Source organism: Thermoactinomyces sp. CICC 10523 (genome assembly GCF_016055105.1).
GTDB lineage: Bacteria > Bacillota > Bacilli > Thermoactinomycetales > Thermoactinomycetaceae > Thermoactinomyces_A > Thermoactinomyces_A daqus.
The window spans coordinates 1-25,617 of record NZ_JAECVX010000018.1; the positions used below are offsets into that span (position 1 = coordinate 1).

At 43.9% G+C, this 25,617-nt stretch carries 27 protein-coding genes and 6 pseudogenes; 23 read left to right on the forward strand and 10 right to left on the reverse strand.

Going from position 1 to position 25,617, the window contains the following annotated elements; all coding sequences use genetic code 11:
- Nucleotides 1–33 precede the first annotated feature (33 nt).
- The 4 genes from I8U19_RS17770 to I8U19_RS16145 all read left to right on the forward strand — a co-directional run bounded on the left by I8U19_RS17770 (nt 34) and on the right by I8U19_RS16145 (nt 3,131).
- Nucleotides 34–264: a DUF6884 domain-containing protein gene (locus I8U19_RS17770; protein WP_370589805.1), complete on the forward strand. Its 231-nt coding sequence runs from the start codon at nt 34–36 to the stop codon at nt 262–264.
- On the forward strand, nt 265–621 hold the full coding sequence (locus tag I8U19_RS16135; RefSeq protein ID WP_198056491.1) for a hypothetical protein: 357 nt from the start codon (nt 265–267) through the stop codon (nt 619–621). It abuts the gene before it with no gap.
- A 742-nt stretch (nt 622–1,363) separates the two neighbouring features.
- Complete coding sequence (locus I8U19_RS16140) at nt 1,364–2,713, forward strand: deaminase (RefSeq protein WP_198056492.1); 1,350 nt, start codon at nt 1,364–1,366, stop codon at nt 2,711–2,713.
- 13 nt (nt 2,714–2,726) lie between these two features.
- The gene (locus tag I8U19_RS16145) at nt 2,727–3,131 is read left to right on the forward strand and encodes a hypothetical protein (RefSeq protein WP_198056493.1); all 405 of its coding nucleotides are present in this window, start codon (nt 2,727–2,729) and stop codon (nt 3,129–3,131) included.
- A gap of 537 nt (nt 3,132–3,668) precedes the next feature.
- Here the strand turns inward: I8U19_RS16145 and I8U19_RS16150 are convergent.
- Nucleotides 3,669–3,848 (reverse strand): annotated as a pseudogene (locus tag I8U19_RS16150) (IS21 family transposase); the annotation flags it as partial.
- Nucleotides 3,849–4,076: 228 nt separating this feature from the next.
- Between I8U19_RS16150 and I8U19_RS16155 the strand changes: the two are divergent.
- From I8U19_RS16155 to I8U19_RS16205, 12 genes and pseudogenes are all read left to right on the forward strand, one after another.
- Nucleotides 4,077–4,490, forward strand: a complete 414-nt coding sequence (locus I8U19_RS16155) for a hypothetical protein (RefSeq protein ID WP_198056494.1) — start codon at nt 4,077–4,079, stop codon at nt 4,488–4,490.
- A gap of 288 nt (nt 4,491–4,778) precedes the next feature.
- Nucleotides 4,779–4,868, forward strand: a pseudogene (locus I8U19_RS16160) (helix-turn-helix domain-containing protein); the annotation flags it as partial.
- Between the two features lie 215 nt (nt 4,869–5,083).
- Nucleotides 5,084–5,485, forward strand: a pseudogene (locus tag I8U19_RS16165) (aminoacyl--tRNA ligase-related protein); the annotation flags it as partial.
- A gap of 671 nt (nt 5,486–6,156) precedes the next feature.
- Nucleotides 6,157–7,737 (forward strand): HYD1 signature containing ADP-ribosyltransferase family protein, encoded by a 1,581-nt coding sequence (locus I8U19_RS17775; RefSeq protein ID WP_198056496.1) that lies wholly within the window; start codon nt 6,157–6,159, stop codon nt 7,735–7,737.
- A complete protein-coding gene (locus I8U19_RS16175) occupies nt 7,737–8,045 on the forward strand; it encodes a DUF6881 domain-containing protein (RefSeq protein WP_198056497.1) in 309 nt (102 codons plus the stop codon). Before I8U19_RS17775 ends, I8U19_RS16175 begins: the two co-directional genes overlap by 1 nt.
- 42 nt (nt 8,046–8,087) lie before the next feature.
- Nucleotides 8,088–8,537, forward strand: coding sequence for a macro domain-containing protein (locus I8U19_RS16180; protein WP_198056498.1), 450 nt, complete (start codon nt 8,088–8,090; stop codon nt 8,535–8,537).
- 121 nt (nt 8,538–8,658) lie between these two features.
- Nucleotides 8,659–8,748 (forward strand): annotated as a pseudogene (locus I8U19_RS17780) (helix-turn-helix domain-containing protein); the annotation flags it as partial.
- Between the two features lie 201 nt (nt 8,749–8,949).
- Nucleotides 8,950–9,168: a recombinase family protein gene (locus I8U19_RS17785; protein ID WP_370589808.1), complete on the forward strand. Its 219-nt coding sequence runs from the start codon at nt 8,950–8,952 to the stop codon at nt 9,166–9,168.
- Nucleotides 9,108–9,656 (forward strand): recombinase zinc ribbon domain-containing protein, encoded by a 549-nt coding sequence (locus I8U19_RS16190; RefSeq protein WP_198056499.1) that lies wholly within the window; start codon nt 9,108–9,110, stop codon nt 9,654–9,656. The genes I8U19_RS17785 and I8U19_RS16190 overlap by 61 nt, the downstream gene beginning before the upstream one ends.
- Nucleotides 9,657–10,283: 627 nt before the next feature.
- Nucleotides 10,284–10,481 carry a hypothetical protein gene (locus I8U19_RS16195; RefSeq protein WP_198056500.1) on the forward strand — a complete coding sequence of 66 codons (198 nt, stop codon included), beginning with the start codon at nt 10,284–10,286 and terminating at the stop codon, nt 10,479–10,481.
- Nucleotides 10,466–11,614 carry a hypothetical protein gene (locus tag I8U19_RS16200; protein WP_198056501.1) on the forward strand — a complete coding sequence of 383 codons (1,149 nt, stop codon included), beginning with the start codon at nt 10,466–10,468 and terminating at the stop codon, nt 11,612–11,614. Before I8U19_RS16195 ends, I8U19_RS16200 begins: the two co-directional genes overlap by 16 nt.
- A 17-nt stretch (nt 11,615–11,631) precedes the next feature.
- Entirely contained in the window at nt 11,632–12,147 is a 516-nt protein-coding gene (locus tag I8U19_RS16205) for an Imm6 family immunity protein (RefSeq protein ID WP_198056502.1), read from the forward strand.
- 273 nt (nt 12,148–12,420) lie between these two features.
- On the opposite strand, the gene I8U19_RS16210 is transcribed toward I8U19_RS16205, so the two are convergent.
- Nucleotides 12,421–12,690, reverse strand: a complete 270-nt coding sequence (locus I8U19_RS16210; protein WP_232337304.1) for an AMP-binding enzyme — start codon at nt 12,688–12,690, stop codon at nt 12,421–12,423.
- 426 nt (nt 12,691–13,116) lie between these two features.
- Between I8U19_RS16210 and I8U19_RS17790 the strand changes: the two are divergent.
- The 6 genes and pseudogenes from I8U19_RS17790 to I8U19_RS17530 form a co-directional block, all read left to right on the forward strand.
- Nucleotides 13,117–13,209, forward strand: a pseudogene (locus I8U19_RS17790) (helix-turn-helix domain-containing protein); the annotation flags it as partial.
- Between the two features lie 252 nt (nt 13,210–13,461).
- On the forward strand, nt 13,462–13,605 hold the full coding sequence (locus I8U19_RS16215) for a recombinase family protein (protein ID WP_232331165.1): 144 nt from the start codon (nt 13,462–13,464) through the stop codon (nt 13,603–13,605).
- A gap of 98 nt (nt 13,606–13,703) precedes the next feature.
- Nucleotides 13,704–16,688 carry a formate dehydrogenase subunit alpha gene (gene fdhF, locus I8U19_RS16220; RefSeq protein ID WP_198056503.1) on the forward strand — a complete coding sequence of 995 codons (2,985 nt, stop codon included), beginning with the start codon at nt 13,704–13,706 and terminating at the stop codon, nt 16,686–16,688.
- Entirely contained in the window at nt 16,669–17,232 is a 564-nt protein-coding gene (locus I8U19_RS16225; RefSeq protein ID WP_198056504.1) for a helical membrane plugin domain-containing protein, read from the forward strand. The genes fdhF and I8U19_RS16225 overlap by 20 nt, the downstream gene beginning before the upstream one ends.
- The gene (locus I8U19_RS16230; RefSeq protein WP_198056505.1) at nt 17,180–17,404 is read left to right on the forward strand and encodes a heavy-metal-associated domain-containing protein; all 225 of its coding nucleotides are present in this window, start codon (nt 17,180–17,182) and stop codon (nt 17,402–17,404) included. Before I8U19_RS16225 ends, I8U19_RS16230 begins: the two co-directional genes overlap by 53 nt.
- On the forward strand, nt 17,391–17,516 hold the full coding sequence (locus I8U19_RS17530) for a hypothetical protein (protein WP_255517870.1): 126 nt from the start codon (nt 17,391–17,393) through the stop codon (nt 17,514–17,516). Before I8U19_RS16230 ends, I8U19_RS17530 begins: the two co-directional genes overlap by 14 nt.
- A 733-nt stretch (nt 17,517–18,249) precedes the next feature.
- Here I8U19_RS17530 and fdhD read toward each other — a convergent pair.
- On the reverse strand, nt 18,250–19,038 hold the full coding sequence (fdhD, locus tag I8U19_RS16235; protein ID WP_198056506.1) for a formate dehydrogenase accessory sulfurtransferase FdhD: 789 nt from the start codon (nt 19,036–19,038) through the stop codon (nt 18,250–18,252).
- Between the two features lie 432 nt (nt 19,039–19,470).
- On the opposite strand from fdhD, the pseudogene I8U19_RS16240 reads away from it, so the two are divergent.
- Nucleotides 19,471–20,660, forward strand: a pseudogene (locus I8U19_RS16240) (IS3 family transposase).
- Nucleotides 20,661–20,728: 68 nt separating this feature from the next.
- Here I8U19_RS16240 and moaA read toward each other — a convergent pair.
- From moaA to moaC, 7 genes are read right to left on the reverse strand one after another with little or no spacing between them, the layout of a single operon-like run.
- Complete coding sequence (gene moaA / locus I8U19_RS16245; RefSeq protein WP_198056507.1) at nt 20,729–21,742, reverse strand: GTP 3',8-cyclase MoaA; 1,014 nt, start codon at nt 21,740–21,742, stop codon at nt 20,729–20,731.
- Between the two features lie 28 nt (nt 21,743–21,770).
- The gene (locus I8U19_RS16250; protein ID WP_198056508.1) at nt 21,771–22,019 is read right to left on the reverse strand and encodes a MoaD/ThiS family protein; all 249 of its coding nucleotides are present in this window, start codon (nt 22,017–22,019) and stop codon (nt 21,771–21,773) included.
- On the reverse strand, nt 22,016–22,453 hold the full coding sequence (locus I8U19_RS16255) for a molybdenum cofactor biosynthesis protein MoaE (RefSeq protein WP_198056509.1): 438 nt from the start codon (nt 22,451–22,453) through the stop codon (nt 22,016–22,018). Before I8U19_RS16255 ends, I8U19_RS16250 begins: the two co-directional genes overlap by 4 nt.
- A complete protein-coding gene (gene mobB, locus I8U19_RS16260; protein ID WP_198056510.1) occupies nt 22,428–22,946 on the reverse strand; it encodes a molybdopterin-guanine dinucleotide biosynthesis protein B in 519 nt (172 codons plus the stop codon). The genes I8U19_RS16255 and mobB overlap by 26 nt, the downstream gene beginning before the upstream one ends.
- Before the next feature lie 4 nt (nt 22,947–22,950).
- On the reverse strand, nt 22,951–24,198 hold the full coding sequence (locus tag I8U19_RS16265) for a molybdopterin molybdotransferase MoeA (RefSeq protein WP_198056511.1): 1,248 nt from the start codon (nt 24,196–24,198) through the stop codon (nt 22,951–22,953).
- A 21-nt stretch (nt 24,199–24,219) separates the two neighbouring features.
- On the reverse strand, nt 24,220–24,696 hold the full coding sequence (mog, locus tag I8U19_RS16270; protein WP_198056512.1) for a molybdopterin adenylyltransferase: 477 nt from the start codon (nt 24,694–24,696) through the stop codon (nt 24,220–24,222).
- Nucleotides 24,687–25,181, reverse strand: coding sequence for a cyclic pyranopterin monophosphate synthase MoaC (moaC, locus tag I8U19_RS16275; protein ID WP_198056513.1), 495 nt, complete (start codon nt 25,179–25,181; stop codon nt 24,687–24,689). Before moaC ends, mog begins: the two co-directional genes overlap by 10 nt.
- Nucleotides 25,182–25,617 lie beyond the last annotated feature (436 nt).

Genomic DNA, 25,617 nt, shown 5'->3' on the forward strand with positions numbered 1-25,617 from the left:
GAGTGGAGTTTACGGGGAACCTTCAAAGGCTAAATGAGGCACCGGGGTGGGTCAATTTTAAACCGGCTGAAGTGGGTCAATTTAATCCCGGCGTTGACAAACGCTTGGGATTGGAGCAGGATTCAATTGATTGCCTTTCACGCAGGCAGTGAATATAGAAGATTCCTAGTCAATTACTTTCGGGATAAAACACTCGTCTCTATTCCGCTTCAGGGATTGGGAATAGGGGAACAACTCAGTTTTTATAAGAGAGAAGGGTATTGAGTGAATGAAAGAGCAGAGTCTGATCGAAAACGTTTTTTATTCAACAAATGGTTAAATCTGTATTTTCATTCTTATTCTATTCCTTTGTTTAAAAAAGGAGAAAATCTAGACGCCAATGCTATTCAAATGAAAATAAAAAATAAAGTTACCAATTATGAAGTGTTCAATAACACCATCTATATTTTGCTTATAGAATTGGATCGGGCTTATGTTCCTGTTTATATAGGAAAAAGAAAGAATCTCCTTATTCGTTGGAATAGTCATATTAAGTCATTGATTATGGAAAAGGTAGTTATCAAAGATGGCGTTCTCTACTCTTGGCTGAGGATGAAACAGTCAAATATCCAGCTTTTTTAGTTATTATTCCGGACCACAAGATAAACTCTCCCGTTATTACGGGTTTTCCGTCAACGGTGGGAGCGGTTGAATATCAACTTGGCCGCCATAAAGTTCATGAAGTGTCCTTCTGTTATATTCTTTTCCTATTATCCAACACTATGTACTAACCTCCTATAACAAAATACAACTATATTATTCGGACAATAAAATTTTTTTGAGGTTAAGTCAAACTGAATGTAAGTGGCTCTTGTTGGGGAGATATGTAATAAATATTATTATTGCTAAGAAATTAGAACTTTTTGTGATAAGCAAAGAATCATTCTTTCCATCATTTCCCGATTGACATAATATATTGCTATACACAAATACATAAACGAATGGGGAGAGGCATTTGAGAAGATTCTTTTCTTTTCGTGTAAGTAAAGTTTTTCAACCCTTCATCATCATTTTTCTCTTCGCATTTATTGGGATAGGGATTTTGGGGAGTGACCAAGCTTTTGCGAGTGGAAGCAGCTTTAACGTTCCCCATGTCAATGACCATTTTGAAAAGGTTCAACAAGGACCGGCACCGACGAAAGAGCCTTCATTGACGCAGGCTCCTCAAAAAGATCACGGATCGTGGGATTGGCTGACGAAACCTTTGAAGAGTGCCTGGAATTGGACGAAGGAAAAAGCCTCAGAGGCCTGGGAATAGACCAAGGAAACAGCCTCCACCATATGGAACTGGATTGATAATGTAATAGCGAAGATTACCGAAGTCGTGGTGGATACTCTTTCTGCCATCTGGGACTGGATGATGGAACATAAGGGAATTACCATTGCGATTTTAAGCATTATTGGTATTATCGTGGCCATCGTTGGATTCGTTTTTGAAGTTGGACTTGCCGTGCTGGTCGGCGTCGGAGCTTTGGTCGGTGAAATTGTGAGTGCACTCATCTCGTGGCTCTCGGGAAGCGGATGGTTGAGCGATGAGATGCTTCGTGACATCATCATTGGGGGAATTGCCGGAGGAATCTCGGGACTGGCCGGTTTTTTTGCAGAATTCCTGATTGGAGAAACGGGGGTTGTGGCTTGGATTGGTTCAAGAATCCCTTGGCTCGGCCGGGCTTTTCCTAAAATGTTCGGTGGCGCCGTAATGGGGGGAGCAGACCAAAGTATAACGGATTACCTAAAAACGGGTAAAGTCAATCTGAAAAAGGCAATGGTGGCCGCTGCGTTCGGTTTCTTCCTCAGCTTTGGCGGCAAGTACATCAGCAGCCATTTGGATGGTCTCATCACCAAAATTAATAGCTTTAGCCTCTCGCCTGTCATGCAGGTATTTGAGGATGGAACTGCTTCTGCTCCAAAGACAATAGGCGATACCTCATTCGGCCAGTGGTTACAGAAGTTTGCTACTGACAATACAACTGATTCCTTGATATCAATTGAAAAACAACCCAGAGGAAAATTCTTTCTGGCAAAAAATGGAAAAAGGATAAGTGGGCGGTATTATGTTACAAAGAATGGCGCTAAAATAAAACAAGGGCAAATTGTAGAAGTAAATAATATACCAAAATATAGACCTGCAACTGGTAAAGTTGATTTAAACTATGTAGCAAAAGTAAGAAAAGAACTGGGGCTTCTTACTACCGCTGAAGAACAAGTATTAGTGAAGAAGAAAATATTATCAAGTGAATCAACTGTTGCTGTTCTTGAATCGGATGGAGTACAAATTTGGGGGAGAAGTAGTTGGGGGGAAGATGTAGAAGGAGGATTTAATTCAGTTAAAAAGGAATGGTTCGAAGGTAGACCTGGAAGGACAGGAAAGAAATATAATGAAAGAGTGGAAATAGCAAAAGAAGGTGAAAGATTCAAAGCAACAAATGATGCTACAATGACTCATGCAGAAGGTGATGTTTTCTGGCATTTGTACTTATATCGAAAAGAGCATAAAATTATTGGTGGAAAAGCTACTCTTTACGTTGATCGACCTTTATGTAACTATTGTGATATAAGCAAAGGTGTACAGAATTTAGTTGAGGAAGTTGGATTGGATGAGTTAATAGTAGTAACACCAGAAGGAAGACGAATTATAGAACCTGATCCAAATTTCAAAAGAAAATCGTGGTAAAGGAGAAGTCAAGGTGAGTAAATGGCGATTAGAAATTTTAAAACATGAGGGGAAAGAAGTGGTACTAAATCCAACTTGGGATCAAATAAAATCGGCTCTAAATCAAATGGACGGGTATGATACTCTTGACAACATACTATTAGTATCAAGTAAAAATGGCCATTTTACAATTACTGGGGGGAATAGGATAAAAGGAAAAAAATTATATCATGTATTTTCTATGGATTGTGAAGGAGCTGACGCAAATTTAGTAAATCCCTTGGTATCAAAGTCGGATGAAGAATACTTACAAATCACAGTTCAGAGAGTAGGTTTTGAGTTACCTAAAAAATATCTTGTTGAATATCATGACATGATTAAAGCAGTTAAACACTTTTTTGAAACGGGTGAACTTACAAAAGATCAAGAATGGGAATAAGAAAATAGTTTAACCTTGATTCACAGGCTTTCAAGTAAGATTGGGATCAGATCATGCGATAACACACGTAGAAATAGCGTGAAATTGCTGTTTTAAGCGTATTTTGAATGGAATGAAGTGGTCGGCTCCTTATGCTCAGACGTTGAAATGCGTCTAATAAGGGGTTTTTCTATGTCCGAGGGATGAGGTTATATTTTGGGGAGATCTTTTGGCTTAATTGAGATGGGTTTCCCGTGGTGAGATTACGTGTGAAGTGAATGGATCCAACAGGGGTAAGAAACGACAGAAGGAAAGAGGAGAAAGTAGGCTTGAGGCAAAAGCGCGGGACAAATCCAGAAGTCCTACCTCTACTCGCCATGGGGCCAACGTCTGGAGCAGGTAAAAAAAGGTACCAACGGAGATGGCATTTAATTCCTTTCGGGTTACACTCCATTTTAGTGTATGCGCTATGGTATCCCCATTTCCAGGCGCGTTGCTGGAAAGGACTTGGTCGGCGGCGTCATAGGTGTAGATGGTCACCGCCCCGTTGGGAACCCTCTCGAAGGGATCCAGTTTGGATGGCCGCTTAGAGCGGGGCTTCCGCTCCGGAAGCCCCTGAGTGCGAAGATACCGTCGAACGGTATTGCGGGCATGTCCAGTTTCTCTCGAAATAGCCCGAATACTCTTGCCAATCGCCTTCAATTCGTGTAATTTAATCACAGTCCCACTCCCTAACATAGATCCCCCTCCGAAGAAATTTGGCGGTATTATTCGAAGGGGATTTATTCGACGGGGAGTGGGTCAATTCTTTTTCGGCGATCCTGGGTCAATTATAGACCGGCGGTAACACATTTTAAAAGGGAGCGCTATAGAAACATTAATAAAACAGTACTTGATAAAGTCGCAACACATACTTTTACTCTCTAGGTTATTCATCAATACAGCAATGTAATGGAACTAAAAAACTTGATGCGTTTGGCTACAAAGGTTCTTAATGCAGGTGGTCTAGCCATCAAAGTAGAAACGGCTGGCCTTGCACTTTCAAAAGAAGACTGGAAAAAACTATGTCAAGATTTAGATATTGTTTCACTCTACTATGCTTTTGTTAAAGGAGTCGTAGAGAAAGATTATTTTTATTCATGCGGAATGCATCAATTTGGTCAAAGAGATGTTCTAATTTATGATCAGTGGGATCGGCAGTTAATGGATCAATTTTTGCTCTACGTACTAATTGAACAACCAAGTTTAAAAGTTGGTGAGACATTTAGCCTCGGTCCTGATACGCCGATATATCAAATCGGTGAGAAGGCTTGTGATCAATATGAGAAGGATGATCTTTTTTACAATCCCCTTGGTTATTGGACATTGCAAAGAAAATGAGTCGAATGGGTGGTCTTACCCTGTCAAAAACTACAAAGCCTAAGCACTTATCGGCGATCATTTGCCGGATTCGACGGGGAGCGATTGCCGAGTCGCTATATTGAAGGAGTAATATCCAGCAGTCGATAAACGCGTTTGTGATTATCGAGGAAACCTTCCTTCCGAAGAGCGACTGGACTCCGCAAATAGCCGTAATAGGGGGGAAGAATAGGATGGCATTCTCACGAGCCTTTTTACACTTTTAGGTAACTAAGTCTCAAGTGCTCGTCCCAAAGTTTGCAAAAGGTACGCATCAGTAATGTCATGCAAAAGTTGAATGTGAAAGGACGGTCCCAAGCCGTGGTGGAGTTGGTAAGATTGGGCGAGCTCAAGATCTGAGAAGAGTTACCCTGCTGCAAGGAAGTAGCAGGGTTTTTGTTTTATGGATCATTTGGGGAAAGGGGAATGCGGGCCCCTTTTCCCTAAGTCAGATAAAAAAGCAGATTTATGATGGGGATAGTGAGAGTAGTTTAAAGCCTGTATTTTTTGCGAGAAATAGAAGGAGTACCAATGTTCTTCAATAAATGCAATCAGCTCCGGCAGATCCAGCCGTATCTGAGCAAATTCATTATGAGTTGCTTTCTAATGCCGAAGAGATTCTTAAGCTATTGGAACTGCTTTACCGAGTAGTAGAAGTTTGCACTGGCGATATGGGACAAGGCCAGGTTAAAAAGCATGATATTGAGACATGGATGCAGAGCAGGAAGAAATATAGCGAGACACACTCGTGTTCATCGTTTTATGATTTTCAGGCTCGGCGCTCAGGAATTAAATATAAAGACGAAAACGGAAGATCAAAATTCTGTTACACATTAAACAATACTGCGGTTGCGTCACCACGAATCCTAATCCCGCTTCTTGAAAATCATCAACAAGCAGATGGATCAATCTATATCCCCAAAGCACTACGTCCTTATCTTGATGGTGCTGAAATATTTGAACTGGACAATGAATAAACTCAGTGAAATAATCATCCTTACCTTTACAGCAAATGAACCTTAAGATATCAGTTGCGGTTTTGGTGAGGATGAATTTTTATTTTATGATGAGGAAGGATGGGTTAACAGTAGGGAAAATAATTGATTTGACTTTGGAAATGAAAGATGGTCTTCAAACATTCTTTTCACATCCCAGAATGGTTGTACTGAATCGTGTCACTTATGAATTCTCGGGGCCTAAATACATTGATCTATGTAAAGGTTTGAGGTTAACGGCCCTTAAACAATTAGCAGATTATTATGCGGATCTTGATGGACGAGAGCACTACTTGATGGTCCTTCTTTTTGGATCATAAATATTACCTATTTATACAAAAATAAAACAAGTCATATGACAAAATGAAATGGACATTTCCGTATAATTTTGAAGTATATCAATCAGTTGATTGGAAAGGAGTTTGAAGATGCCACGGGATTCTAATCAATCCTGATGAAATTTGGTAGCAAAAGTTTCATGCAAACGTGAACAAAGCCAACAAATCGTACATAGCCAAGAGTTCTTGTTCAAAGAAAGCTGTGTTTACGTTTTAAACATTCCTTCCGGACAGAGTTGACTCAAGGTCGAGTCTGTCTTTTTTGCTCCTATATCAAATCATTTCTGGTAGAGAGGGGTGAATCCGTTACGGAGAGTGGACCATGAATTTTCCGTAACGGTGGATATGAATAAGTATTTTTATCGATTCATGATCATCGTTCTCTTAACCTTTGTTGGAGTAGGCATTTTGGGTAGCGGTCAAGTTCAAGCCAGTGGGGGTAGCTTTAATGTTCCTCAAGTGAATGACCACTTTGAAAAGGTCCAAAAAGGCCCGGCACCGGAGAAAGAACCGTCATTGTCTCAGGAGCCCCAAAAAGAGCATGGAACTTGGGATTGGCTGACTAAACCTTTGAAGAGTGCATGGAATTCGACGAAGGAAACCGTCTCTAGCGCTTGGAATAAAACAAAGGAAGTCTGTTCCGAAGCATGGGACTGGATTTGTAATGTCTGTGATCAGATGACAAAAGTCGTTGTAGATGGGTTATCTTCAGCTTGGGACTGGATTGTAAAATACAAAGAATATGTAGCTTTTACAGCCGTTGTAATCGTAGGGATCGCGTTATGTTTGGTCCCGCCTTTGGGGGAAGAGATTCTGGCCGGTGTGGCCTTGTCTTTTATTATTAGTGTCATGATGAACGGTGGGAGAATTGATAAAAACACCTTCATGGATGCGGCAATTGGTGGATTGCTCGGCCCGATTGGAGATGGCATCGCTGTAGGGGTTTCTCGAGCATTGGAGAGCGGGGTTGGCCGGAGGTTGGTGACGTGGTTGGTGGAATCACGAGTTTTCGGCTCCGGCTTAAAATACGGAGGCAAGCTGATCAGCAAAATGCCGGGCCCGATCCAACGAATGTTCAGTAAAGCAGGGTTTATCAGCGGGGTGGAAAATGCGGGCGTCAGCATAGTGGATGATATCTTGCACGGAAGGAAGATCAACTGGAAACGAGCCCTGATTTCCGGTGCAGTCGGTACAGCCTTATTAGGGGTAGGGGTATTTATCGTTCCGAAAATAGAGCCGGTTGTGAATAAAGTGACCACCGCGTTTAAAGAGTATACTGAACCTATTCTGGCGAAAGCGAATCGGCTAGAAAAGTGCGTTTCTTACCAGCAGCCGACACAGGGTTATTTTGCTTCTGTACGGTTCCCTGATGTTAGTTGCTTATATTCTCCGGATGCAGGCGGTGGTAGTGGGACAGGGAATGCGGGTAGTAAGATTAATGGTAGTATAGTTAAAGAAGAAAGTAAAACAACTGCGGCTAATCAAGCCGGAAATCAAGGAGAAGCAAATGAAATAAAAACATTGTACCATTATACTAATGAGGAAGGGCTCAAAGGAATATTATCATCTAAAAAGTTGAACCCATCCTTAAAAGCAAATAATCCTAAAGACGCCAGATACGGAGATGGTCAATATTTATCTGATATTAAGCCTGGTACTAAAAGACCTGGACAATTATCTGCTGCTTTTATCAGGATACCATGGCAAGGAAGAAAGTTTGATCATTATATAGAAATCGACGTGACAGGTCTAAAAGTAGTAAAAGGTCGAGAAAATGTATTTGTTATACCGAATGTAGTTCCGCTAGATATATCGAATAGAATTGTTAGTTACGGAAAAGTTATGGAAAAATACATTGAGAGATTGTCAAAGGAGGCGGAGGATATTACAAAATGATGAGAGAGGGAATAAGAACATATATTATGGTTGATCATATTCATACCTATGACGATTTACCCGTTAGAATATATTCCGAATTAGACGAAGAGCGATATGAAGTCAGGAAAATTGAGATATTTAAGGATGGTAGCATTGGATATGCTTACGATGATGTTGAGGTAGGCCCTACTGGTTTGGGAGAAGTACCGGTACCTCCCCTTGATGAGATTGCTCAAGATCCTTATGAGATCTTTTTCCCAAAAGAAATAACGAAAGCTGAATTTGAAAAAATTTGGAATGAAAAGGTTGTAAAAGGCTCGGTGTAAAACCGAGTCTTTGATGTTATTTTTGATAGTAGGGGAGATATTATGATTCGTTATGTGAAAGGGAACATACTGGAGTCAGATGCAGAGGCACTTGTAAACCCCGTTAATTGTGTTGGAGTGATGGGGAAGGGATTAGCATTACAGTTCAAGAAATCATACCCTTCTAATTTCAATCAATATGTTCAAGCATGTAAAGCTGGCAAACTAAAGCCAGGTATTGTTTACCCAGTTTTTGAACAAGAGAAATGGATTTTGAACTTCCCCACAAAAAGGCATTGGCGTCAAAAGTCTAAATTAGAGTACATTGAACAAGGCCTACAGGATCTTATACGAATTATCGAAACGAAAGATATCCAATCAGTTGCTGTTTCCGCTCTTGGGTGTGGTTTAGGTGGACTAAATTGGGATGAAGTGAAAAAGTTAATTGAGCAATATCTCGGTAGTCTTGACATCGATATTTATGTTTACGAGCCTTCTTTCATGGCTCCATAGCACCGCTTTGGAGTGATGAAGTTGCGGAAAAAGCCTGTGCCTTTTTTATCAGGTCACAGTATGACTCACCAAAATAAACCCTCGGTGTGCCGGGGACTCGTCCCAAAGTTTTCAAAAGGTACGCATCAGTAACGTCATGCAAAAGTTAAATGTGAAAGGACGATCCCAAGCCGTAGTGGAGTTGGTAAGATTGGGCGAATTAAAGATATAGTCTGCATGTGACCCTGCCGCATTTGCAAGAAGGCAGGGGTTTTTATGTGGGGAAAAAGGCCGACTGGATTAAAGATTTCAGTACAACGTTTGACCGGGTGGACGGATTTTTGAAGATCAATGAAGAGATAGCTTAGGTCGTACGGCAGATCTTCGACTGGTATGCAAAGGACAATAAAAGATCGGTGGGCGTAAGAAACAAATCCGCAACCCCAGAGAAAAATGGCTGGTATTTAAAAATCATCATATGCCGATCGTCTCCCGGGAAATCTGGGAAAAAGCCAATCCAAAAGAAAGGAATGGTGAGAAGGTCAACATTACCCCATGGAATGATTTGCTGGGAATCTGCAAGTGCAGTGAATGCAGGTCCAATATGGTCGTTGTACGTCCGATGGCTCCAAGCGGAAATACCGCTATTTGAAATGTTCCAATTACCGTCGATCCGGAACGCATGGCTGTGTGAACCATTGGCCGATTTTGTACGAAGATGTAAGGGAGTTTGTTATTCAATGCTTGAAAGGAAAAGGAAAATCCATTGCTTTCAACTTTGTGAGCGAAGTGGAACAGGAAAGGGAAAACCAGTTCAAAGCCATTCAAAAGCAATTGCAACAGTGGGAAGAGAAAAAGAAAAGCCTGGTGGACCTGTATTTGGATCAACTAATTAGGAAACAAGAGTTTGAGGAGAAAAGAAACGAGCTAGAGGAACAAATTCACCAACTGGAGGAAGAGATATTAATTCTGGGGCAAAAAGAATACACCCATAAAAAGGTGGAAAACATTCGGCAAGCGTTTGAAGTGCTAGAAGAGGAGAATGAGGATCTATTGCAGGTGTTTCAGACGTTGTTGGATGAAGTGGTGATTTCTCCGGATGGGAGGATTGACATAGCTTATTCGTTTGAGAAGGGTTGAAATGGTCGTAAGAAAGCCTATGGATTGAATCAAAATTCAACCTTAACATCCTAAATCGTATTGGTTTAAAGTGCCGGAAGCGTATCTTTTTAAGTTCAAAGGTAAGTAAAAAGCCTATAACTAGAGTTATTTGCGTTTATTAACTCTAATATCTCTATGTCAATGGGAGTGTAGAGGTCAGCGGTTCGAGCCCGCTATGCTCCACCACCCCTCGGTGTTCCGGGGGTTTTTATATTGGGAAGATATGTAATAAGGAAAACAAGGAAGGTTATCATTTATAAAAGAATTAGGATGTTTTGCTATAAGCAAGGAATTCCTCTTTCCATCAATTCCCGCTTGACATAATATATTGCTATAAACAAATACATAAACGAATGGGGAGAGGAATTTGAGAAGATTCTTTTCTTTTCGTGTAAGTAAAGTTTTTCAACTCTTCATCATCATTTTTCTTTTCGCATTTATTGGGATAGGCATTTTGGGGAGTGACCAAGCTTTTGCGAGTGGGAGCAGCTTTAACGTTCCCCATATAAATGACCATTTTGAAAAGGTTCAACCAGGTCCGGCTCCAGCGAAGGAAGCGCCAGTCACCTCAACTTCCCAAAAAGAAAAAGAGGATGGAGATGGAAATTGGCTTACGAAAGCATGGAATTGGACAAAGGAACCGTCTCCAGTGCCTGGAATAAAACAAAGGAAGTTTGTTCCGAAGCATGGGACTGGATCTGTAATGTATGTGACAAAATCGCCAAAGTTGTCGTAGATGGGTTGTCCGCCGCATGGAATTGGATCGTAAAATATAAAGAGTACATCGCATGGCTGCTGTGGTGATAGTCGGGGTGGTGTTATGTTTTGTCGCCCCTCCGCTGGGAGCCTCCGTATTAATTGGTGCGGCCTCGTCGTTCTTGATCAGCGTCGCCCTGAATGGCGGGAGAATCGATAAAAACACCTTCCTGGATGCGGCCATTGGCGGATTGCTTGGCCTGTGCGGGGCGGGCATTGCCGGCGGAGCCTCAAGAGCCCTGGCCACCGGAGTTGGGCAGAAGCTGCTGACAGGACTGGCCGAATCCAGATTTCTTGGACCGCTTCTCCGCGGAGGAAGCAAACTGATCGGGAAACTGCCCGGACCGCTGCAAAAAATCTTCACCCGATCCGGATTTATCGGTTCAATTGAAGGAGCGGGAACCAGTGTTGCCGACGACCTCCTGCACGGTCGAAAGATCAACTGGAAAATCATGATCTTCTCTGGGATCTTTGGCGCAGGAATGGTTAGCCTTGTCCATTTCGCTGAACCGGCCATCAACAAGGCAGCATCTTCACTGGAACCACTTCTCACCAAAACGCCGATTGTAAAAAATCTCTTCAAAAGCACGACCAATTGCGTTGCACTTAACCAGGTACGGGGTTATTTTGCAGTAGCGACGCCATGCATTAACACAGGACTTTTAGAAAATGATTTAAAAAATCTCAGAGAAAAAGTAGGTACTGATATAGATACGATAGCTGTTGGTAGAACAGATGTCAAAGGTTTAGAAGGTATAGTATTTGAAGGTGCATCTCCAAGAGTTATAAAAGAAGCACCACCAGAAGCAGGATTAAAGCCTTTAGATGAGGAAATGCCAAATAGACCGATTAAAGCACCATTCAACCCTCCATATGATAGACATGCTGAAGAAATGGTTATCAATAAATTTGTTGAAAAAGTTGATGCTTTATATCCAAATCCTCAAGATGTAAAAGGAAAACTATATATTCATCAATCAAACTCAGATGGTGTCTGTCCAGCATGTAAGTCAGGACTCGGAAGAAACCCTAATACAAATAAAGGGATATTATATCAATTAAGTAAGCGGTACCCAAATCTTGAAATAATTGTATCAAGCGAGATAGAAGAGGGAGCAAAAATTACGAAAAAACATTTCTTTATGGTGAAAAATGGTAAACAATATAAATACCCTGATTAAATAGGAGGTTATAGATTGTGGAATGGTATGAGCATGTAACTGCTGATGCGAAAGCTGCTTATTATTTAACATTATCGGAAAAAATATTAGATAAATTAACTAATTATGATTGTTATCCTGTAGTAAGAGAAACAATTGATTTGTGTTGGGAATGGGTAGAAGAGAAGAAGTATACTGGATCTGACATGTATATGAGTTTAGGTGATGAAGATGAGGGCTTTTACGTTATTTCTCTTGAATATGACCCTTTCCCAGGCGATTTACAAGCGGAATTAGTCTATTGGTGTGTATTTTATGCAGTTTTTTTTACAATAAAACAAGCATATATATTTGATAATAGGGAACATAAATGCCCGCAAGAATTTGAACCTATAAATGATGAATTTACTCAGGGCGAGTTCATGGAGAGAATAAGGAAAGTGGACGGATACCAAGAAGAATGGGTGGAACGGTTAAAAGAATATCTCCTTGCAAACTATCCAGCAGGCAGTGACAAGAAGATCAAGAGAGAAGAAATGATTAGTTTGATTTGAATTTACCCGAATTAGACAAAAAAGGCTGGTTCCAATGTAAAGGAACTAAGCCTTTTTTTATTTCTACATCAGTTAGACTGAATGGGTGGAACATTGACATGACGACATAGAGAGGTTAATAGAAAAAATTCACGCTTTTAACACATATTTTTCATAAATATCAAAATATTTAAATTTAAAATCTACTTTGGGGTAATGGCATGTTTGCTGGTACTACCCTATGACAGCCAAACGATCAAAGGCGTTCATCTTTTCCCTCCTCTTCGTTTCTTATCAAATTTTCCGTTCCTTGCCCTCCCAGTACGGCTCCCTCAGCACCCGCCGAACCACTTTACCAACGGCACTTTTTGGCAGGCTATCGACAAACTTCACTGACTGGGGGCATTTGTAGGAGGCAAGATGTTGACGGCAAAATTCAATTAGTTCCTCTTCAGTCGCCCGGCAACCCTCTTTCAGTACAACGAAGGTTTTGCCCACCTCTCCCCACTTGTCATGGGGAACGCCGAAAACGGCTGCTTCCATGACAGCTGGATGCTGATACAAGATCCACGCTTACCGTTTGAGGGTAACAATGGAGCAATCTTTTCCCAAGCTTCATCCGTAATTTCGTATCGCCGTCTCATCATAGATGTCCCCTTACGAAATGTTATGTTAATTTTCATTTTAGAATGGAATCTTAGAATATTCACCAGACACGCCCTAGGCAGATGGCGGCAAAATCGGTCGATGCTCCATCTGTGTGACGTGAAAGTCGCTTGAATAACCGCTTCACATTGCGATGAAGCCTACGTTCCACCAGTAGTATCCTAGACACGGTGGTAAGGTAACAAACTGTCGAGAGCCTGCCGACAAAAATTCGTCCAAACCCTTCTGGTGCTGATGTAGGGATTCGAACCCCTGAAAAGAAGGTTATATCCAGACTAGACTAGAAAAACAGTCGACAAAAAGCTGTCCCAAAGTTTGCAAAAGGTACGCATCAGTAACGTCATGCAAAAGTTGAATGTGAAAGGACGGTCCCAAGCCGTAGTGGAGTTGGTAAGATTGGGCGAATTAAAGATATAGTCTGCATGTGACCCTGCCGCATTTACAAAGAAGGCAGGGGTTTTTTGTGTGGAGAAAAGGGCTGCCTGGATTAATGCCCTCAGTGCAACGTTTGACCAGGTAGACGGGTTGCAAATCAATGAAGATGAAGCCTAGGTCGTCGGCAGATCTTCAACTGGTACACAAAGGACGGGTGGGAGCGGATCACCAGCATTAAACCAAGGGTAAGAAAGAAGTAGCAAATGAGCTACGCTTGATTCAAAACTCCATTTATTGTGGGGACTTTATCTTAAATCAATATATCAAATCAAGATCGGCGGGTGTAAGAAACAAATCCGCAACCCTAGAGAGAAATGGCTGGTATTTACAAATCATCATGTGCCAATTGTCTCTCGGGAAACGTGGGTAAAGGACTGAGAGTATACTTCTTAATGATCTGGGGGAAATTAATACCAAAAATCATTATTTATACATTTTACATAAGTAATTTTTAAGGAAAGAAGAGGTTATAATTAATGAACGAACAAAACAGTAAAAAATCAGTAACCTTTTATATAAATGATCGGGAATTTCAAGCGGAGCCTGGCCAAACTATTTTAGATGCGGCTACCGCTCAACAGTATACGATCCCAAGTATTTGTTACCATCCGGCGTTAGGTTCTATTCAAACGTGCGATACATGTCATGTAGAGGTAAATGGGCAATTGGTACGGGCTTGTACGACGCCCGTGACCGAAGGGATGAGAGTGGATACCTGTTCTAAGTGGGTAAAGGAAGCACAGTATGAAGCAATGAGTCGCATCTTGAAAAATCACGAACTTTATTGCACCGTTTGCGACAACAATAACGGTAATTGTGTCGTACATAACACAGCGGAATTATTGGAGATCGAGCACCAGAAATATAAGTTTGAAGCAAAGCCCTACCCCCCTGACAATTCCCATCCTTTTTACCGTTATGAACCGGATCAATGTATTTTATGTGGTCGTTGTGTGGAAGCTTGTCAGGATCTTCAAGTAAATGAAACACTTACCATTGACTGGAATCGGGATGTGCCTCGCGTTATCTGGGATAATGATGTACCTATTGACCAATCCTCGTGCGTGTCGTGTGGCCATTGCGTAACTGTTTGTCCCTGCAACGCTTTGATGGAAAAGTCGATGCTGGGCGAAGCTGGTTATCTTACTGGAATTCCTAAGGATATACTCGAACCGATGATTGATATTACAAAAGAAGTGGAGCCGGGATATAAAGAAATCTTTGCTATTTCGGAGATCGAAGCGTCCATGCGCAAATCGCGCATCAAGAAAACTAAAACGGTTTGTACCTATTGTGGGGTGGGATGCAGCTTTGAGATTTGGACAAAAGGCCGCCAAATTCTGAAAGTTGAACCTCAAGCGGATGCACCCGTAAACAACATTTCCACCTGCGTCAAAGGAAAATTCGGATGGGATTTCGTCAATAGCGAAGATAGACTGACAAAGCCCTTGATTCGTAAAGGAGATGCGTTTGTCGAAGCTACGTGGGAAGAGGCGTTGAACTTAGTCGCGACGAGATTGCAAGGAATTAAAGATAAATATGGTGCAGACTCGATCGGTTTTATTGCCTCATCCAAGTGCACAAATGAAGAAAATTACCTGTTCCAAAAACTGGCTCGGGCTGTCTTTGGAACAAATAATGTGGACAATTGTTCCCGTTATTGTCAATCACCGGCTACGATGGGGTTAATGAGGACGGTAGGTATTGGGGGCGATACCGGAACGATTGAAGATCTACAAAAAGCTGATTTGGTCTTGATTGTGGGGGCTAATGCTGCAGAATCCCATCCTGTTTTGGCGACGCGCATTAAACGGGCCCATAAGCTTCATGGGAAAAAGTTGGCTGTTATTGATTTGAGAAAACATGAATTAGCCGAACGAGCCGATTTGTATCTGCATCCCAACCCCGGTACGGATTTGATCCTGTTATCGGCGATTACCAAATATATCATCGATCAGGATTGGTATGATAAGTCCTTCATCCAACAACGAGTCAATGGATTTGAAAAATACGTAAAATCACTCGAGAAATTCACATTATCTTACGCCGAAGAAAAAACCGGAATCACACAAAAAGAAATTGTCCAACTGGCTACAATGATCCATGAGGCCAAATCTATGTGCATATGTTGGGCGATGGGAGTAACTCAGCATCTGGGCGGAACGGATACGAGTACCGCGATTTCGAACCTTCTCCTTGTAACGGGGAATTACGGTAGACCGGGAACGGGCGCTTATCCCCTGCGCGGCCATAATAATGTGCAAGGAGCTTGTGACTTTGGTACAATGCCGGCTTGGTTCCCCGGTTACGAACCTGTAGAACATGATGAGGTCAGAGCCCGTTATGAAAAGGCATGGGGAGTGACTTTGCCCAAAAAACCGGGTTTCAATAACCATCAGATGGTAGAGGGGATAAATAAAGGAAAAATTAAGGCGATGTACTTGTTTGGAGAAGATATGGCGCTTGTTGATTCCAACTCCAATCATGTGGAGGCATCTTTTGAGAAGCTTGAATTTTTTGTGGTGCAGGATATCTTTTTTTCTCGAACCGCCCAATATGCGGATGTCGTTTTACCTGCATCCCCCAGTTTAGAGAAAGAGGGGACCTTCACCAATACTGAACGGAGAATACAACGGCTGTACCGTGTTTTGGATCCTTTGGGCGAGTCCAGACCGGATTGGGAAATTATCCAGATGGTCGCCAATAAACTCGGTGCCGGTTGGAACTATCAACACCCAAGTGAAATTATGGAGGAAGCCGCAAGTCTGGCTCCCATATTTGCGGGTGTTTCTTACGAACGCTTAGAAGGTTGGAACAGTCAACTTTGGCCCGTACGGCCAGACGGAACGGATACGCCGCTTTTGTTTACGGAGCGCTTTGGATTTCCGGACGGAAAGGCCCGGCTGTATCCCGTTGATTGGACTTCACCATTTGAACCTGGAACCGAATATAATGTTCATTTAAACAATGGACGGTTGCTTGAACATTTTCATGAAGGAAACATGACCTACCGTTCAAAAGGAATCACGCACAAAGTACCAAACCCATGGGTTGAAATTTCCCCGGAGTTAGCCAAAGAACGAGGGATAAAGGATGGATCACTCGTCCGATTAACGTCGCCTTATGGGGAAGTGGAAGTCCGGGCGCTGGTGACAAATAATGTAGCGAAGAACGAGATCTATTTAACCATGAACACGAGAGATGAAAACAAAGCAGTCAACCGTTTAACGAGTAGTTATTTCGACAAATATACACATACACCCAATTATAAGGAAATGGGAGTAAAATTGGAGGTTATTGAGGCAGAAGGACAATCTCCCCTTCCCAAGGTGAACCATCGATTTGGGAACAGACAACCCCAAATTGGCGTAAGGGTAGAGGAGAAGTGGAACCGACCTGATTTTGTGCCGATCGCCGAACTGTTCAAAGGGGGGCAGTCCCATGGCAAAACCAATTCGTGAAATTAAACCAGTGGAACCGACACCAGAGGAATTACAGTCTCAGGCTTTGATGAAGATCATTGAGTCATTAGCTGACAGCAGGGAAGCCATCATTGACATGTTGGAAATTGCCCGTTACCTGCAGGAGATGGGGATTTTAGCGGCGGTTAAAGCCTTGCTTGAGCAACGGCATGAAGTGGGTTTGATTGTAGTTGAACAGCTTAATCAACCCAAGATGCACCATATCCTGAAAAACGCCATCACACTGATGGAGTTGCTTGGTAAAATCCAACCGGAACAGTTGCAAAGGTTATTGAATGGACTTTTCCGCGGCCTGGAATCAGCTAAACAGAAAAACTTGAATGGGAAAATACCGAGTTTATGGGATTTGGCCAAGTACATTCGTGATCCAGACGTTCGGATTTCAATCGCTTCGATGATGGCTTTGTTGCAGGGGGTGGGCGAATCATTGAGAAATGATTCAGGCCAAACTCACCAAAAGGAGGTTGTCGATGAAAAAAGAAACAATAAAGATCAAGGGAATGAAAAACAAAGAAGATCTTGAAAAAGTGTTGGCAGGTCTTCAGGATGTGTGGGGGGTTCGCCAAGTCGATATTGACCTTTCAAGAGGGGAAGCCGTTCTCTCTTTTAACGAGAAATCGGCCTCATTGCATGATTTCAAACAAGCTGTAATTAATACTGGGTTTCAAGTGGAGGGTGAGCATGAAAATTTGTGAAGTGTGTGGTGCAGAAGAACAGTTCCCGGGTGAAGAAGAAAATGATGAAATTCTCCTCGGTCTTTGTGATCAATGCATGAATGATTTTAAGCAAGGGTTGGAAACGGATTAAAATGTCGCCACATGTCTGAGTCTGTTGACAAACTAGGAAGGTCAACAGACTTTTTTTGGGTGAAGAAATATAAAAATTAAAGAAAATGTTTCTATGTTCGTTCAACCTGAGATTTGCGTAAAAACCCCTATAGGGGTAATACCACATGCCCATCAAGCTAAGAAAAAAGTGCAATCCTAGCCTTCTTAAAATACATTGTGAAGCAAGTAGATGGGCCCATTTTGTTCACGACTCCCTTGCGGCATCAATGAAAAAACGACGGGTAATACGACCTTGGTCGGTTCAGGTTTAACAAAAGAAAGTTCTGACGTGGAAAATGCGGTAAAAGGAGCACCTTGCATCGACTACAGCAGTCGGGAGACGACCATTTGGGAGGCGGGATGGAAAAGTCGAGATTTGGATTGGGAAAGAGCGAACGGCTTGCCACGAGAAGGTTTCCCGATCCAAACTGTCGTTCATTGCCCAAACCAATACGCTGGTCTTACTTATGCACAAGGACTTTCAGTCCCTCGCCTCCGCGCATGGTAGATTCCGGAGGTGGAGGTACGCTCTCTCGACGTATATGAGCGCTTGATGGAGGTGAACTCATAATGGAGCTTCCGCAGGTGCGCCTTCGACGGGAAGAGTTGGGGCTTCATTGTACCTCCGAACTCTCGAATGCGCAGCTTACGTGCATCCAAAGGGTTTTTTTCCGCTTTTTGATCATTATCGTATGGTCTATTCATGCCTCATATCAAGTCGGCAAAATTCGTTCTGGGTGGGTATAAATGTTGCCTTGCTGACGGCGTATGAAGCCGACCGTCGTGATTCCCAATTCGTCCGCCAGGTTAAGAGCCAGATCGGTGGGAGCTGATTTGGAAAGGAGGATGCCGACCCCCATTTTGGCGACTTTGAGCAAGACTTCAGAAGAGATGCGTCCGCTGAAGGCAATCAGTTTATCAGATAATGGAAAAGGATGGCGCAACCAAAATCCATATAGCTTGTCCAATGTATTATGACGGCCGATATCCGTGCGAAGAGCGATAATTTTCCCCTGTTCGCACAGGGCGGCATTGTGGACACCGCCGGTCTGGCGGAAAGAGGATGATTTTTCCTGCAACATTTCCATCAGGCGATAGCATTCGGAAATGGATATCTTTGCCTGGCTTGTCACGGTTTTGGCTGTTTTGGCGTCATTATAAAAATAGAAGGATTGCCTGCTTTTGCCGCAACAGGAACCGAGCCATCGTTTGGAATAATATTCTTTTGATAGCGTTTGGGGATTTGCCGTTTCCACATAAGCAAAGCCTCTTTTTTGATCAACCTCGAGAGACTTTACTTCCGCGGCGGAACGGATTGCGCCTTCCGCGGCGAGAAAGCCAAGAACCAGCTCCTCCAAGTCGGAGGGACTACAAACGATGGTGGCAAATTCTTCCCCATTGAGCATGATAGTAAGCGGGTACTCGACGGCAACCTCATCTTCCGTATGGTGAACGACGGAATCTTGGCATTTGATGACCCGTTGGCGGGTGGAGATGAGCACGATTGATCCCTCGCTTTCGTGAAAACGATGACATTGGTTGAGATGAGTTCATTTTCGTTCTGTAAGAAATTATTATAGCATATTATGTAAAATAAGGAAACAAAGGTCGAGTTACAAGAGACTTAGCTATGTAAGGATTCAAGATATGTGGAAAAACAGAATTATTACCACGCCCCTCAGCTGAGTTTTGAAGGATGGAAAGGTTTTTGAAAACAAGTGGCCTTTGCCGCCGCAGGGTCAGCGGAAGCGCCTGGGATCAGAGAGCAGGGAAAACGAGTATGGGTATGTATGTTAAGACATTTTGAACCAAGTTCTAAATTCAAAAAGCCGGAGGCAATCGGAGAAGAGTTTGGTATTATCCCCTAAAGGTTGACTGTGTGAAAAAAGCCCATCTGGTAAAATGGACACACAGACGACCGGAGGGGATTTTTTATGGCTATTAAGGGTCAAAAATTTCGTAATTATACACTTGAATTCAAATTGAAGGCAGTTCGACTTTATCTGGAGGAAGAACTTAGTTACCAATCTGTCGCAGATCAGATGGGAGTTCCCTCAAGCACACAAATCAAGCAATGGGTTAAAAAGTATAAGAACGGAGAATCTCTGGGGGATAAACGTCAGATTAGTTTGTGCAAGAAAGCACGGAGAAACGGTCGACCAAAAACCAAATTTGCAAGCATTGAGGAAGAATTGGCCTATCTGAAAGCAGAGGTGGAGTACCTAAAAAAGCAGTATCCCAATCTTCACGGATAGGAGTAGTTACAAAAAAGGCTCGTTTCGAAATCCTTGAATCATTACGCGGCAAATATAGATTGACGTGTCTATTAGAGATCGCCGAGGTCTCGCGAGCTGGTTACTACAAGTGGCGAAAGGCTCGTGAGCGGGCCAGCCACCACGCTCAACAGGAACACATCTTAAAAGATCATATCATGGCCATTCATCGTCTTCACCCCTACTACGGCTATTTACGGATGACAGTTGCTCTCCGAAAGGAAGGTTTCCTTGTCAATCACAAACGCGTTTATCGACTAATGAAGGAGCTGGGAATCCGTTCTGTGATCCGTAAAAAGAGGCGTTTCTTTGGAAAGCAGCAGTCTGTTGTATTTCCAAACCGTTTGAATCGAAAGTTCAGCGCAGCAGCGCTGAACAAGAAATGGGTGACGGATGTTACTTATCTGCCGATCAACGGTGGCTTCGTATATCTATCTGCGATTCAGGATTTATACAATAATGAAATCATCGCTTATCACGTCTCGAAACGGAATGATCTGTCATTGGTCATGAAAACATTGGAGAAAGCATGTGAAAACAGAGAAGTGGTGAAAACCCTGATTCATTCAGATCAAGGTTTCCAGTACACTTCCCGGCAGTATAGCAAGAAACTCGAGCAACTAGGAATGGTTGGGAGCCATTCGCGTAAAGGGAACTGCCTAGATAATGCTTGTATCGAATCGTTCTTTTCCCATCTTAAGTCGGAGATGTTACTCCTTCAATGTCCGGAAACCCTTGATGAGTTGTATCGAGCTATTGATCAGTAAATTACGTTCTATAACCATGAATGCTCCCAAAAGCGACTTGGCGATCGTTCCCCGGTCGAATACCGGGAAGCGATCGCCGCATAAATACTCGGGCTTTATTTACATAGTCTACTTGACAGGGTTAATACCAGTTCCGTGTGTCCGGCTTTTTTTTAACCGCCGATATAGGACATTTCAATTTTTTTGGCGCGTTTGTCGGCAGGTTGGTGTGAGCGTTTCTCTGAGTAACGGTCTTGGCGCTCTTGCCAGATTTTCCGGATGAAGGCTTCGATTTTTTCATCCGAAGCAGCTGAACGAAGGTAGTCGCGAAGATTATGCCCGGCAGTGGCGAACAGGCACGTGTAAAGAAAGCCGTCCGACGACAGGCGCAAGCGGGTACAGGTGGAACAAAACGGTTCCGTGATGGAAGGAATGATACCGAACTCCGCCTGGGATCCTTGATAGTGAAAACGGGTGGCCACTTCACCCAAGGTGTGGAGTTTTTCTTCGGCCACCGGCATTTCGGCCTGAATGCGGTTTAGAATCTCTTGTTTGGAAACGACTTGTTTCGGGTCCCAGTCATTGCTGTTTCCGACATCCATATATTCGATAAAGCGAACTATATGTCCTTGTTCGCGGAAATGGCGGGCAACTTTTACGATCTCGTGATCGTTGATCCCTTTGATCACGACCATATTGATTTTCACTTGGAGTCCCGCTTTTGCCGCCGCTTCGATTCCTTCCAGGACCTGACTGACTTTATATTTGCGCGAATTGAGCAAGGAAAAGGTTCGGTCATCAAGGGTATCGAGACTAACGTTGACCCGCTTGAGTCCGGCTTGTTTCAGGTCATAGGCATATCGTTTCAAATAAATGCCATTAGTGGTCAGCGCAATGTCTTCAATGGCGTCGATGGAGGAGATCATGCGAATAAGTTTCGAGAGCTCCCGTCTTAGCAGAGGTTCGCCCCCGGTGATACGGACTTTGTTCACGCCCAACCTGGCAAAAATACGAACCAGCCGCTCGATTTCCTCATAGCGGAGCAACTGGGAAGCCGGTAAAAAGGCATGATAGGGACCGAACAGTTCTTCCGGCATGCAGTACCGGCAACGGAAGTTGCAACGGTCCGTCACGGAGATACGTAAATCCCGCAAGGGACGTCCTAGGGAATCCAAAATGGGTTTCATTGAAAAAATCCCCTTTCGCTTGGGTTGTTTAGCCACCGCTGACAAACGGGATCAGCGCCACCTCATCTTCCGCCTGCACCTGTGTATTTTCGCCTGCATACTCGCGGTTGACCGCAATCATGCAGGTTCGAATCAAGTAGCTATATTCCGGATAACGTTCCACCAACAGCTGGCGCAGTTCAGAGACAGACAAACTCTCGTCTGTGGGAACTTCCACCCATCTCCCCAACTTTTCGCCAATGTTGGCAAAACAGAGGATACAGAGTTTTCCGCTCATGCCGATCCCCCTTTTTGCGCGGTTGGATGGTCCACCCAATATGAACCGTCTTCACCAACTTCTTTTTTCCAGATGGGAACCGTCGCTTTAATTTTTTCAATGGCATAACGGCAACCTTTGAAGGCGGCGTCACGGTGCGGGGCGGAAACGGCGATGGCGACCGCAACATCACCGATTTCCAACCGTCCCACCCGGTGAACAATCGCGACCTTGGTGCAGGCAAATTTTTCGGTTACTTCATTGCCGAGTTGTCGCAAAAGTTTTTCGGCCATCTCATGATACGCTTCGTACTCCAGATAGAGCGTCCTTCTTTCTCCGGTCAGTTCGCGCACCGTTCCCATGAACGTGCTGATGGCTCCGCAATTTCGGTCTTTGACCCAATCGATTAAAGGGGTGAGCTCAATTTTTTCATGAGTCACCGCAAAGTTTTTCATTGTGATCAACTCCCATCGTTTTAAGCAAAAATTCCAGCAAACCTTCGACCTGTTGCGTCGTCCAAACTGGATAGGGAAGTGACGGGGGTGAAAACCGGGAAAGAATCGCCACGATGTTTGAAACCTGGTGAATCAACTCGAGCTCTGCTTCGTTTTTGAGTAAAACGACTTTAGGGTATGGCTCCCGTTTAAACCCTTCCACCAAAACGATATCCATGTCTGACATGGCGGCGATCAGCATCTCGAGCGTAGTGGGTTGTCGGCGAATCCAAGCGGTTTTTTGCCGGGAGGTAATGGCAATGGTATGCGCGCCCGCTTGGCTGTGTTTCCATGTGTCCGTTCCGGGGTGATCGAGCGTGAAATCATGCGCGCCGTCATGTTTGATGGTTCCGACGCGAAGGTCGAACCGGGAGAGTTCTGAGATTAAACGGCAAACGAGTGCGGTTTTACCTGAATTTTTGTAGCCGACGATTTGCAAAACTTTTGGGCGCACATCATCACTCCCATTTTTTCAACATGATCGCCCGAACCAAATCCCCTTTTTGTACCCCACGGCCTCCGGAAGGCACGATGATGAGGCAGTTGGCATCCCGGATCGTTAAAGTGATGCTGGACTTCTCCATTCCGGCGGGCCGGACGAACACTTTGCCTTCTTTGATTGAATAGATACCGCGGACAAATCGTTCAAAGGGTGAAGGTTTGTGAAAGTTTTCTGCCATGATAGCGGTAAAGACAGACAGATCGGGAGGGGTTTTGCCCATCATTCCTAACAAAACCGGACGGACGAACAATTCAAATCCGACAAAGCAAGCCCCGGGGTTTCCGGACAGGGAAAACAGGAATTTGTTTTTGAAAACACCAACGGTGGTGGGGCTCCCGGGACGCATCGCCAATTTGTTAAAAAGCATTTGTCCGTCCCAACGTGAAAAGAAATCGACCAGAATGTCATAATCGCCAACGGATACGCCACCAGTCGTAATGACCAGATCATACACTTCCATCGCCTGTAAAATGGCAGTACGCGCCTTTTCCGCATCATCCGGCAAAATTCCCTTAAGATGGGGGAGCGCGCCGGCATCCATCACTTGGCTGTACAGCATGAAACCGTTGCTGTTACGGATTTTACCCGGCTCTAACGGGGCCGACACATCGAGCAATTCAGACCCTGTGGCGAATATGGCTACAGTGGGCTGCTTGAAGACCTCTACCTCCGCGTGACCAAATGTGGCGAGGAGTGCCACTTCACCTGCGCCGATTTTTCTTCCTTTTTCCAACAGCAGAGTGCCTTGGGTTACTTCTTCTCCGATAGAGGCAATGTTGCTGCCGGGACTGACTTCTCTTTGCACACCGACATAGGTTTTTCCCTCTTTGTCAATGGTTTGTGTCATTTCCAACATGACAACAGCATCTGCACCGTCTGGAACGGCGGCGCCAGTCATAATACGGGAGGCCGTACCCGGACGCGTCTCATGTTTGGGAACATGACCACAAGGGATGGATTCCAGCACTTCAAGCCAAACAGGTTTTTCTTTACTGGCTCCTTTGGTTGAGGAGGTTTGAACGGCATAACCGTCCATACCAGAGCGACGGAAAGGGGGTAGATGGGTATTCGCGCGAATTTCTTCGGCCAAATGGCGCCCGTGACTTTTAAACAGTGGGACCCTTTCGGTGTTTTTGACGCGAATGTGTGGCATGATCCGCTTTCGAGCCTCTGCCACTTTGATGATTTCTCGTTGAAAACTCATGGATTTCCCTCCCGTTTCGTTTCAGTGCTGTGGATCTTCGGAAATTAGCGCCAAAGCGTGGGGCAAAATATCTTCAATCACCGCAAAACATTGTTCCACTCCTTTGGGACTCCCGGGAAGATTGATAATCAATGTTTGATTGCGGATGCCGGCAACCGCGCGGGACAAGATAGCATATTTCGTAAACTTGAGCGTGGCCGCGCGCATCGCTTCACATAGCCCGGGAGCTTCTTTGTCAATAACGGATTTCGTGGCTTCGGGGGTGACATCACGCGGGGCAAAACCGGTTCCGCCCGTGGTGAGGATCAGGTGGCACCCTGTTTTGTCGGCCAGCGTTTTGAGCGTTTCTTCAATTTGGTCCTGTTCGTCGGGGATGATTCGATATGCGACGATATCCCATTTTGGGCACAATCTTTTGAGCAACTCCCCACTGGCATCTTCTTGTTCACCTTTGGCAGAACGATCACTGACTGTGACAATTCCCACTTTCACATGCATCCTTTGTCCTCCTTCTGTCCGTCAAAACGAAAATGGCCGCTTTTGCCTCCGCTTTTTTCTGCCAAATATGTTGGCCCGATGATCATGTTAGGGTCGATGGCTTTACACATGTCGTAGATGGTCAATGCTGCGAAACTCGCCGCTGTCAAAGCTTCCATTTCGACTCCGGTGACGCCGACCGTTTTGACCGTCGCTGTAATTTCGATTGTATCATTACTGACGGTGGAAAAGTGCAGGTCTACCCCTGTGGTGAAAATGGGATGGCACATCGGGATCAACTGGGCGGTTTTTTTGGCAGCCATGATCCCCGCCACTTGTGCAACGGCCAAAACATCACCTTTGGCCATTTTTCCTTGTTCGATCGCTTTTAGAGTATCCGGTTTCATGACGACTCTGCTTTTGGCGACCGCGATGCGTCGGGTCGGTTCTTTTTCAGAGACATCGACCATTTTGGCGCGCTGTTGTTCATTGAAGTGTGTTAGCATGATTTCCCTCCAAAAAAGAAAATGGTTCTTTCATACTCGAAAAACAAAAAGAGCTGATCCATAAAACGGCCTTGGCCTTGCCGTTTTATGTTTAATCACCTCTTGGACGTAGCGGTTTTTTTATTTTGTGGGGCATGACAGCCCCGGGGCCTTTTTATAAAATGGGACTGGAATAAATCTTTTAAAAGACACCATTTATACATTAACCCATAAATGAAAATAAAATCAATTTATTAGTGGCGATGTTGTTTTAATGGTTGACAAAGAAGTGGTTAAGAGCTCATTGTAAAGACCGTTGTGCCGCGGAACAAACGACCCACAAAAGGGAGTGCGGATCTTGGCCGATTCGATGGCCATGTACATCGCTGGCGGCAAAAGGCCACTTACTTTCAAAAATCTTTCCATCCCTATACAATATTTGGCTAAAGTTATTTCA